This window comes from Paraburkholderia sp. Tr-20389 (assembly GCF_017104565.1).
Lineage (GTDB): Bacteria > Pseudomonadota > Gammaproteobacteria > Burkholderiales > Burkholderiaceae > Paraburkholderia.
In genome coordinates this window covers 72,810-83,040 of sequence record NZ_JAAGPD010000049.1, presented here as the reverse complement: position 1 = coordinate 83,040, position 10,231 = coordinate 72,810, and the positions used below count along the sequence as shown (strand labels likewise).

The window sequence follows — 10,231 nt, the reverse complement described above, 5'->3', positions numbered from 1 at the left end:
AGGGCGGCGCGATCGCCGGTCAGGTGAAGCAGGCCGAGGCCGTGCAGCAGCAGGCGCTGTACTCGTACCGCAAGGCGATCCAGGTGGCGTTCCAGGAAGTCGACGATGCGCTGATCTCGTCGCAGAAGCTGCGCGAGCAGTTCGAGGTGCAGGGCCGCCAGGTACAGGCGCTGGCGACCTATGCACATCTGGCGCGGCTCAGGTACGAAGGCGGCTATACGAGTTATATCGAGGTGCTCGATGCCGAGCGCAGCCTGTTCAACGCGCAGCTGAGCGAGACGCAGACCCAGGCGGGTGTGATGGTGTCGTATGTGAGTCTGTACAAGGCGATGGGCGGTGGCTGGGTGGTCACGGCTGAAGGCATGACCACCCAGCAGGCCGCGCATGCGGGCGATGCATCGCAGCCCGTGAACGGCACGAACGGCACCGTGCAGGAAGTGAAATGAGCGACACGGCCACCTCCACCTATCTGGGCCACGCCGCGCGCACGCCTGTGATCGCCTGTCCCGAATGCGATCTGCTCCAGCTTGAAAGCACCGTGCCGCCCGAGGGCGTGCTGCGTTGCTGCCGCTGCCGCGCGACCTTGTACCGGCGTCACGCGAACAGCCTCGACCGCACGCTCGCCTATGCGCTCGCCGCGTGCGTGTTGTGGGTGATATCGAATGCGTTCCCGATCGTCGGTCTGGCGGTGAATGGCGATCTCGTCGAAACGACGATGTTCGGCGCGGTGCGCGTGCTGTATCAGGACGGCATGTGGCCGCTGTCGGCGCTCATCTTCATCACGACGATGCTGATGCCCGCGTGCCAGGCGCTCGGCCTCGTGTGGCTGCTGCTGCCGCTGCGCCTCGGACGCACGCCGTATCGCGCGGACGCCGTGTTCCGCACGCTGCGCGTCGCGCAGGAATGGGGCATGACGGAAGTGCTGATACTCGGCCTGCTGGTCGCGCTGGTGAAGCTCGCGCATATCGCGTCGGTAGTGACGGGGCCGGCGTTGTGGTCGTTCGGCGCGCTGATGTTGATGCTCGCGGCGGCCGCCTCCGCGTTCGATGTGCGCGACCTGTGGATGCGCCTCGAAGGCGTGCCCGACGCCGGTCCTGACTTCAACAGCGACACGCCGTTTCCCGCCGCGACGGCCGCCGCGTGCGGCCTGTGCGTGTGCCATGACTGCGGTTTGCTGACCCGCGTCGCGCCCGCGCAGGCCAGCGACGAACGCGACTACGCGAACGTGCATGCGGCCGTGCACCGGCCCGTACATCCCGGGCACTGTCCGCGCTGCGGCGCGCATCTGCATCTGCGTAAGCCCGATAGCCTCGCGCGCACGTGGGCCTGCCTGATCGCGGCGATCATCCTCTACATCCCCGCCAACATCCTGCCCGTGATGGACACGAGTTCGCTGTTCGGCGCGCAGAAGGACACGATCATGAGCGGCGTCGTGTATCTGTGGACGTCGGGTTCGTGGCCGCTCGCGGTGCTTGTCTTTATCGCGAGTATCGCGGTGCCGATGCTGAAGATTCTCGCGATCGGCTTTCTCGCAACCTCGGCGAATTTCCGGTCTACGTGGCAGCCGGATCAGCGCGCGCGCATCTACCGGATCGTTGAACTGGTCGGGCGCTGGTCGATGCTCGATATCTACGTGATCGCCGTCCTTACCGCGCTCGTGCAGTTCAATGCACTCGCCACGGTGCGCGCCGGTCCCGCCGCGATCGCGTTCGGCGCCGTCGTCGTGCTGACGATGTTCGCCGCAATGTCGTTCGATCCACGGCTCATCTGGGATACGAGGAACCGGGAATGAACCGGCCCACCGACCTGCCCGGCGCAGCGGGCGTACCGAAGAAACGCTGGCGCATCCAGTGGATCTGGCTCGTGCCCATGGCGGCTGTCGGAGTCGGCATCTGGCTCGCGGTGCAGGCGGCGCTCTCGCAAGGGCCGACCATCACGATCAGCTTCATGACGGGCGAAGGGCTCGAAGCGGGCAAGACCAAGATCAAGTTCAAGGACGTCGATATCGGCGTCGTGAAAAAGGTCGCATTGTCGAAGGACTACAAGCGCGTCGTCGCGACGGCGGAACTGACGCCCAACGCCACCAACATGCTCGTCGACGACACGCGCTTCTGGGTCGAGCGGCCGCGCGTGGCGGGCGGCAACGTGTCGGGTATCAGCACGCTGCTGTCGGGCGCGTTCATCGGCATGGACATCGGCCATGCGAAGCACCAAAGACGCGACTACACCGGGCTCGAAAATCCGCCCGTGTTCGCGAGCGACGTGCCCGGGCGCGAGTTCGTACTGAAGACATCGAATCTGGCGTCGCTGAATGTCGGCTCCCCCGTCTATTTCCGGCGGCTGCGAGTGGGGCAGGTGACGGCGTTCGAACTCGACAAGGACGGCGGCGGCATCACGCTGCATATCTTCGTCAACGCGCCGTACGACAGCTATGTGAAAAGCGATTCGCGCTTCTGGGAAGCGGGCGGCATCGATGTTTCGCTCGGCACGGAAGGCGTGAAGATCAACACGCAGTCGCTGGTGTCGATCCTGATCGGCGGCCTGGCGTTCGAAACGCCACCGTCGTCGCTCGCGGAGCCCGCAGCCCCGGCACGCACGCCGTTCACGCTGTTCGCGACGCGTGCCGACGCGATGAAGGTGCAGGACCGCATCGTTGATACCTACGTGCTCAACTTCAAGGAATCGGTGCGCGGACTGACGGTGGGTGCGCCGGTCGATTTCCGCGGTATCGTGCTCGGCGAAGTATCGGCGATCTACACGCGCTTCGATCCTGTCACGAAACAGATCAGCATTCCCGTCGAGATCAAGTTCTATCCGGAGCGCTTCACCTCCCGCTACGCGGACGGCAAGCCGGAGAGCGGTCGAGCGTTCAGCGATCCGAAGGCGATTGCCGATTTCCTCGTGTCGCGCGGTTTCCGTGGGCAACTGAAAACGGGCAGCCTGCTGACGGGGCAGTTGTATGTTTCGTTCGACTTCTTCCCGAACGCGCCGAAGACGGCCATCGACTGGAGCCGCACGCCCGCCGAACTGCCGACCGAGCCGAGCGGGCTGCAATCGCTGCAGGAGTCGATCAACCGGATCGTCGCGCGCGTCAACAAGCTGCCGCTCGAGCAGATCGGCAAGAACGCGGAGCAGACGCTCGCCGATATGGGCACGCTGATGCAGAGCCTCAATACGCAGGTCGTGCCGCAGGCGAAGAGCACGCTGTCGGCGGCGCAGACGACGCTCAACTCGGCCAACAGCGCACTGGCGCCCGACTCGACGCTGCAGCAGGACACGAGCGATGCGATCCGGGAACTCGCGCGCACGGCGGCGTCGTTCCGCGCGCTTTCCGATTATCTGCAGCGCCATCCGGAAGCGTTGCTGCGCGGCAAACAGGAGGACGCAAAGTGAAGCGAATCACGTTCGCATGTTGCGCCTCGCTGTCGGTCGTGTGCATTGCGCTGCTGGCGGGCTGCGCGTCGCCGCGCTCGAATTTCTATACGTTGAGCCCGGATTCGACGCTCGAAAGCGCGGGCGCGCCGCTGTCCGTGTCGGTGGTGGTCGGGCCGGTGACGATCCCCGAACTGGTCGACCGTCCGCAACTCGTCACGCGCGTGTCGGGCAACGAAGTGAGGCTCAACGAATTCGCGCGCTGGGGCGAGCCGCTCAAAAGCGGTGTCGCCGACGTGATCGCCGCCGATCTGACGCGGCTGCTCGGCTCGAAGCAGGTGTCGGTGTCGTCGCAAACGGTGGCGGGCACGGAGGCGTGCCGCGTGCGCGTCGATATCGTGCAGTTCGATTCGATGCCCGGCGAAGCCGTTGCCGTCGATGCATTGTGGACCGTGCGCGTGACAGGCCGCACGGCGCTGCTGACGGGCCGCTCGACGGTGCGCGAGCCGTTGCAGGGCGCGGACGACGCGGCGTTGGTCGCGGCGCACAGCCGGGCGCTCGCCGCCGTGAGCCGCGATATCGCGGCGGCGATCCGGAGCGCGTCGCCGGGTTGAACGGCGGCGCGCACTGCGGGGTCGGGAGCGGCCGCGCGGGCAGACTCTGTACAATGGCCTCATCGACAACTGGACGCATGGCTGCGATGCGGGCCATTCCGTGCCTGATGCGCTGCGCTGCGAGCGCGTGCAACGCCCGCCTTTGCCGTCGCACGACGGCCGCGCCATGTATGCCGCCAACGCTTTTCGACATGGCCATCACCTACAAAACCTCAGAAGACATCGCCCGCCTGCGCATCTCGGGCCGGCTCGCCGCCGACGTGCTCGCCATGATCGGCGAACACGTGAAGCCCGGCGTTTCGACGGGCGAACTCGACGCGATCTGCCACGACTACATCGTCAACACGCAGAAGGCGATTGCCGCGAACGTCGGCTACATGGGCTTTCCGAAGACGGTCTGCACGTCGGTCAATTCCGTCGTGTGCCACGGCATTCCCGATCGCAGCGAGGTCCTCAAGGACGGCGACATCATCAACATCGACGTGGCCGTCATCAGGGACGGCTACTTCGGCGACACGAGCCGCATGTACACGGTCGGCCAGCCGAGCACGGTCGCACAGCAACTGATCGACACGACTTATGAGGCGATGCTCGCGGGCATCCGTGAGGTAAAGCCGGGCGCGACGCTCGGCGACGTCGGCCATGCCATCCAGAAGATCGCACAGCGCGAGGGCTTTTCGATCGTGCGCGATTACTGCGGGCACGGCATCGGCAAGGTCTATCACGAAGACCCGCAGGTGCTGCACTACGGCCAGCCGGGGCAGGGCGTACGCCTGAAGCCGGGCATGGTGTTCACGATCGAACCGATGATCAACGCGGGACGCGCGGGTACGACGGTGATGCGCGACGGCTGGACGGTCGTCACCAAAGACCGTTCGCTGTCAGCGCAGTGGGAGCACATGGTAGCCGTCACGGACGACGGCTACGAGCTGCTCACGCCGTGGCCCGACGGCACGGGGCGCTACGAGGCGCCGTGAAACGAGGCTGTGCGCGGGAAGGGCGCCTCGCAACCGTTTGCGGCCGTCCTGCACGCGCGTGTGCCGCTTTTACGCTTGCCTGTCAACCCATGCGCGCTGGCTCGCACTGCGCCGAATTAAAGATTTGACTCACGCGCCGGTTCGGTTAAAGCTACGCGCTAGCGCTCCACCCGGATGACATAAGGGATTTTCGACCGCATGAGTCCTTCACTGACCGTTCGCCGCATCGCAGCCGATCAGGGCGTCGTCTTCCGCGAGCTTCGTACGGCTTCGCTACGCGAAGCGCCTTACGCTTTCGGCGAGACGCTGGAAGAAGCGCTGTCGGCCGATGCGTCCACGTTCGAAGCGACGGCCGCGCGGCACGCCGCGTCGGCGGCGTCGACGTCGTTCATCCTGTACACGGAAGGGCATCCCGCGGGTCTGATCGGCGCCTGCTTCGAGGACGCGCCGTCGCATCGCGCGTTCGTCAGCGAGCTGTGGGTCGCACCCGCCGTGCGGCATCTGCGCGGCGGCGAACTGCTCGTCAACACAGCGAGCGAGTGGCTCGCGGCAGCGGGTGCCACCGAAATCTACGCGTGGATCGCCGACGAAAATCGCAACGCGATGCGCTTTTACGAGCGTCTCGGCTTCGGTCCGACAGGCGAGCACGAGCGTATTCCGCGCGCGCCGGACCAGCTCCAGACGTTGCTCGTGCGGCACGTGCCGCAAGCGTCGTCATCGGACGGCAGCGCACGCGGGTAGTCCGGCTGACCTTTCTTTGCAATGTCTCGCGGCTCCTTCGGGCCGCCGGCAGACGCGCCATTTTTCCCAGTCTTTGTCGATCGGTCCGCCCCGGACTCAGCACGCGCGCGGCATTTTCCTGTCGCGTGAAGACTTATTGGCAAAAAAGCTCACCGTTCGCCTGGACGCCTGTAAAATACGCAAAATTTTTTGCCGAACGCTATGTCGCCCAGGAAATCGCCATTCTTTGAACTGCGCAGTGGCGCGGTCGACACGCTGCTGTTTGTCGTCAAGACGACCGACCTCGCTGAAATGCGTGCCGAACTGACCCGGCGCTTCGAGGCGACGCCCGAATTCTTCGCGAACGATACCGTCGCGATCGACGTGCGCCGTCTTGCAGAAAACGAGCGTGTGCCGCTCGCGGAGATCGCCACGCTGCTGGGCAGCGTGCGTATGCGTCCCATCGGCGTCGTTGCGGACAGCGCGCAGCATGAGTGGGCGAGCGAAGCCGGGCTGCCGCTGCTCGATGCGCGCGACCCGCGCGGCAGCAAGAGCAATGGCGACGAAGCGGGCGAAGAAGCGGCCGGCAAGCCTGGCGCTGCCGCACCGAAGGTCGACGCGGCACCGCAGGCGGATGCGGCATCGAATGCGCAAGTGCAAATGCAACTGCCTATTTCTGCTCAGGAAGACGGCGCGCCCCTGGCTGCAGCCGAGGGCGTTCGCATCGGCACCTCGTCGCAGACGACGGTGATCGACAAGCCGCTGCGCTCGGGCCAGCGCATCTACGCGAAGGGCGATCTCGTCGTGCTCGGCATGGTGAGCAACGGCGCCGAAGTGATCGCGGAAGGCAACATCCATATTTATGCGCCGTTGCGCGGCCGCGCGCTTGCGGGCGTGCACGGCAATCACGACGCGCGCATTTTCTGCACGTGTCTCGAAGCGGAACTGATCTCGATCGCGGGCATCTACCGGACGACCGAGAACCCGCTGCCGGCCGACGTGCACGGCAAGCCGGTGCAGATCTGGCTCGACGAAGAAAAGCTGATGATCGAACCGCTGCGGCTCACCTGATGCGTACGCCGCACACGCCGTGCGTGTGTCGCGCGATGGAACTCCCGCCGGACTCAATAGACGAATTGACGAACACAAGGTAAAGGGTAATGGCAAAAATCATTGTGGTGACTTCGGGCAAGGGTGGCGTAGGCAAGACGACCACGAGCGCGAGCTTCGCCTCCGGGCTCGCGTTGCGCGGCTCGAAAACGGCAGTGATCGATTTCGACGTCGGTCTGCGCAATCTCGATCTCATCATGGGCTGCGAGCGTCGCGTGGTGTACGACCTGATCAACGTGATCCAGGGCGAAGCGAACCTGAACCAGGCGCTCATCAAGGACAAGAAGTGCGAGAACCTGTTCATCATGCCCGCGTCGCAGACGCGCGATAAAGACGCGCTGACGATGGAAGGTGTCGAGAAGGTCATCAACGACCTGATCGCGATGGACTTCGAATACATCGTTTGTGATTCGCCGGCGGGCATCGAGTCGGGCGCACTGCTCGCGATGCACTTCGCCGACGAGGCGCTGATCGTGACGAACCCGGAAGTGTCGTCGGTGCGCGACTCGGACCGCATTCTCGGCATCCTGTCGTCGAAGACGAAGCGCGCGATCGAAGGCAAGGATCCCATCAAGGAACACCTGCTGATCACGCGCTACAACCCGAAGCGCGTGAGCGAAGGCGAGATGCTGTCGCTGACGGACATCCAGGAAATCCTGCGCATCGACCTGATCGGCGTGATTCCGGAATCGGAAGCCGTGCTGCATGCGTCGAACCAGGGCCTGCCGGCGGTGCACCTCGACGGTACGGATGTCGCCGAAGCGTACAAGGACGTCGTGTCGCGTTTTCTCGGCGAGCAGAAGTCGCTGCGCTTTACCGATTACCAGAAGCCGGGCCTGTTGCAGCGCCTCTTCGGCACCAAGTAAAGGGAGGCGTACCTGATGTCGATTCTTTCGTTTTTGCTGGGCGAGAAAAAGAAGTCCGCGTCGATAGCGAAGGAACGCCTGCAGCTGATCATCGCGCATGAGCGCGTCGGCGGCAAAGCGCCTGCCGATTATCTGCCCGCGTTGCAACGTGAACTCGTCGCCGTGATCTCGAAGTACGTGAAGATCTCGGACGACGATATCCGCGTGAATCTCGAACGTCACGACGACCTCGAAGTGCTCGAGGTCAAGATCGAGATTCCGCAGGCCTGAGCGGTTTCAGGCTTCTCGCCGGTTGTATCTCTTTTCGCGCGATGCGCGTCACTGTCGGCAGGTGGCGCGCATTGTCGTGTCTGCGTCCTTCGAACGCATCTCTTCCGCCTGCATGGCGCTTCTCCGCTTCTCGCGGAACGTCCCCGAAATAATCCGTTGCACTTGAGGGCACGCGGTAACACGCCCGCTGTCAGCTTTTTCGTCACCTCGCGCATTGAACCGGCAACGCCGTCATTCGGTGCTCACACAAGAGGTGAAAACATGAACAAGTCGATTCGTCTGCTCGCCGCTTCCGCGGTGCTCGTGATGTCCGGTCTGTCTGCCGCTGCTTCGGCGTCGGCTGCGGAAGTGATCGTCGTGGCGCCGAGCGCGCCGCCCGTCGAGCGCTTCGAAGCCGTGCCCGCGCCGCGCACGGGCTATGTGTGGGACAAGGGGCACTGGCGCTGGGATCACGGCCGTTACGCTTGGGTGCCCGGTCACTGGCAGGCCGAGCGTGTCGGCTATCACTGGGTGCCGGGCCACTGGATCGCGCATGGTCCGAACTGGCGCTGGGTCCAGGGCCACTGGGCGTGATGCGTGACTGAGCATCGAACGGGCGGCGCCGACGCGCGTCGACGGCATTGCTTGCGGCAGGCTGCCTGTTCTCAGAACGCGCCCGAGAGCGCGCTTATCGCAACCATCAAGGGAGTCATCACATGAAGAAAAGAACCTTGCTCGCGATCGTCGTGCTGGCGGTCACGTTGGCCGGTTGCGTCGTCGTGCCCGCCCGTCCGGTGTACTACCATCCGGTCGGCATCATGGTGTACTGACGATTGTGGGAGGTCGGGCGCGTTCGATGGAACGCGCCCGATTTTTTCTGTTGGTCGAAACACGAACTCATTCTTTTGCTTCGCCGCGCGTCGTGAGCGGATCGTCGCGAGGACTTTCGGCTTCGTCGGGTTGTTCAGCTCGGACTTCCGGAGAAGAAGCACTGGCCTCAGAAGCCAAAGCGGCCGCCACCATGTAGCGCTTCGACAGCGCCTCGTATAACGGCGGCGCGAATACGCTCGAAATCCGGCTCGATACGAGCGCGGTCGCCATCAACGAAATCACGAGCGCGTGTCCGTTGATCATCTCCATCACGATCACGAACGACGTAATCGGTGACTGCGTCACGGCGGCCAGATAGCCGACCATCGCGAGCGCGATCAGCATCGGCAGTTGCATGTCGCTGAAGATCATGTGAAGCACGTTGCCGAAGCCGGCGCCGATCGACAGCGACGGCGCGAAGATGCCGCCCGGAATGCCCGGCAGGTACGAGCCGATCATCGATGCCATCTTGAGCAGCGGGTAGAACACCGACAGATGCTCGGTGCCGTAGAGCAGGCCGCGCGCTTCCGCATAGCCGCTGCCGAAGGTCGTGCCGCCCGACGCCAGGCCGATTACCGCAATGACCAGGCCGCACAGCGCGGCGAACGCGATGGGCCGCTCGTTGTTCAGGCGGCGCAGCCGTTCGGGAATCCAGCGTTCGGTGTTGAGCAGCAGCCAGCCGAACAGGCCGCCCGCGATGCCCGTGACGATTCCCGTGATGACGACGGCGACGGCAAGCAGCTTGGGGAAATCCGCGCCGATGTCGATCGTGCCGAAATACGTGTAGTTGCCGTTGAGACCGAGCGCGATGATGCCCGCGATGATGATGGCCGTGATCAGCACGCCGCTGGTGCGCGCTTCGAAGCTGCGCGTGAGTTCTTCGATCGCGAACACGATGCCCGCGAGCGGCGTGTTGAATGCCGCCGACAGACCGGCCGCGGCGCCCGCCAGCACCAGTTGTCGTTCGATCAGCGCGTTCGAGCGCGGGTAGAGGCGGCGCAGGTTGAACATCAGCGCCGCACCGACTTGCACGGTCGGCCCTTCGCGCCCGATCGTGAAGCCGCCCAAGATCGCCAGAAACGACACGAGGATCTTGCCGAGCAGCAGGGGAAAGGTCAGCAGCCGCGCGCCGGCTGTGCTCGTGTTCGAATGCAGCGTCGCGATGACCTGCGGGATGCCGCTGCCCTCGGCGCCGCGAAAGAAGCGCCGCGTCAGCCAGACGGACAATGCTGCGACAGCGGGCGTCAACAGCAGCGTGAGCCAGCGGTGCTGCTTCTGCAAATCGAGGAAAGCGTTGTAGCCGAAATCGATCAGCCGCGCATAAAAAACAGCCGTGAGGCCGACGGCGATCGCGCCCAGCCAGAAGATGCCGTACTGGCGCCACAGACGCCGCACGCGCCGGCCGATGCTCGAGGACAGCAGAGGTGTCCGTGACATGGAAGTCGGGCTGGGA

General features: G+C 64.6%; 11 protein-coding genes. 10 read left to right on the top strand and 1 reads right to left on the bottom strand.

All coding sequences use genetic code 11. From position 1 onward, the window contains the following. The 10 genes from G3N95_RS33830 to G3N95_RS33785 form a co-directional block, all read left to right on the top strand. Window positions 1-446: TolC family protein (locus G3N95_RS33830; protein ID WP_205974441.1), on the top strand; the 446-nt coding region annotated here is incomplete at its 5' end. After that, a complete protein-coding gene (locus tag G3N95_RS33825) occupies window positions 443-1,792 on the top strand; it encodes a paraquat-inducible protein A (RefSeq protein WP_205974440.1) in 1,350 nt (449 codons plus the stop codon). The genes G3N95_RS33830 and G3N95_RS33825, both read left to right, overlap by 4 nt. Beyond that, window positions 1,789-3,393 (top strand): MlaD family protein, encoded by a 1,605-nt coding sequence (locus G3N95_RS33820; protein ID WP_205974439.1) that lies wholly within the window; start codon window positions 1,789-1,791, stop codon window positions 3,391-3,393. Before G3N95_RS33825 ends, G3N95_RS33820 begins: the two co-directional genes overlap by 4 nt. Beyond that, window positions 3,390-3,986, top strand: coding sequence for a PqiC family protein (locus G3N95_RS33815; protein ID WP_205974438.1), 597 nt, complete (start codon window positions 3,390-3,392; stop codon window positions 3,984-3,986). The genes G3N95_RS33820 and G3N95_RS33815 overlap by 4 nt, the downstream gene beginning before the upstream one ends. Window positions 3,987-4,177: 191 nt before the next feature. Continuing rightward, window positions 4,178-4,963 carry a type I methionyl aminopeptidase gene (gene map, locus G3N95_RS33810; RefSeq protein ID WP_205974437.1) on the top strand — a complete coding sequence of 262 codons (786 nt, stop codon included), beginning with the start codon at window positions 4,178-4,180 and terminating at the stop codon, window positions 4,961-4,963. Between the two features lie 198 nt (window positions 4,964-5,161). Continuing rightward, window positions 5,162-5,704: a GNAT family N-acetyltransferase gene (locus G3N95_RS33805; RefSeq protein ID WP_205974436.1), complete on the top strand. Its 543-nt coding sequence runs from the start codon at window positions 5,162-5,164 to the stop codon at window positions 5,702-5,704. A gap of 201 nt (window positions 5,705-5,905) precedes the next feature. Then, a complete protein-coding gene (gene minC, locus G3N95_RS33800; protein WP_205974435.1) occupies window positions 5,906-6,754 on the top strand; it encodes a septum site-determining protein MinC in 849 nt (282 codons plus the stop codon). An 89-nt stretch (window positions 6,755-6,843) separates the two neighbouring features. Further along, a complete protein-coding gene (minD, locus tag G3N95_RS33795) occupies window positions 6,844-7,659 on the top strand; it encodes a septum site-determining protein MinD (RefSeq protein WP_205974434.1) in 816 nt (271 codons plus the stop codon). A 15-nt stretch (window positions 7,660-7,674) separates the two neighbouring features. Continuing rightward, complete coding sequence (gene minE, locus G3N95_RS33790) at window positions 7,675-7,929, top strand: cell division topological specificity factor MinE (RefSeq protein WP_007583338.1); 255 nt, start codon at window positions 7,675-7,677, stop codon at window positions 7,927-7,929. A 261-nt stretch (window positions 7,930-8,190) separates the two neighbouring features. Then, window positions 8,191-8,502, top strand: coding sequence for a YXWGXW repeat-containing protein (locus G3N95_RS33785; protein WP_205974433.1), 312 nt, complete (start codon window positions 8,191-8,193; stop codon window positions 8,500-8,502). Between the two features lie 303 nt (window positions 8,503-8,805). Here G3N95_RS33785 and G3N95_RS33780 read toward each other — a convergent pair whose 3' ends face one another. Then, window positions 8,806-10,215, bottom strand: a complete 1,410-nt coding sequence (locus tag G3N95_RS33780; RefSeq protein WP_205974432.1) for a chloride channel protein — start codon at window positions 10,213-10,215, stop codon at window positions 8,806-8,808. Window positions 10,216-10,231: the final 16 nt, after the last annotated feature.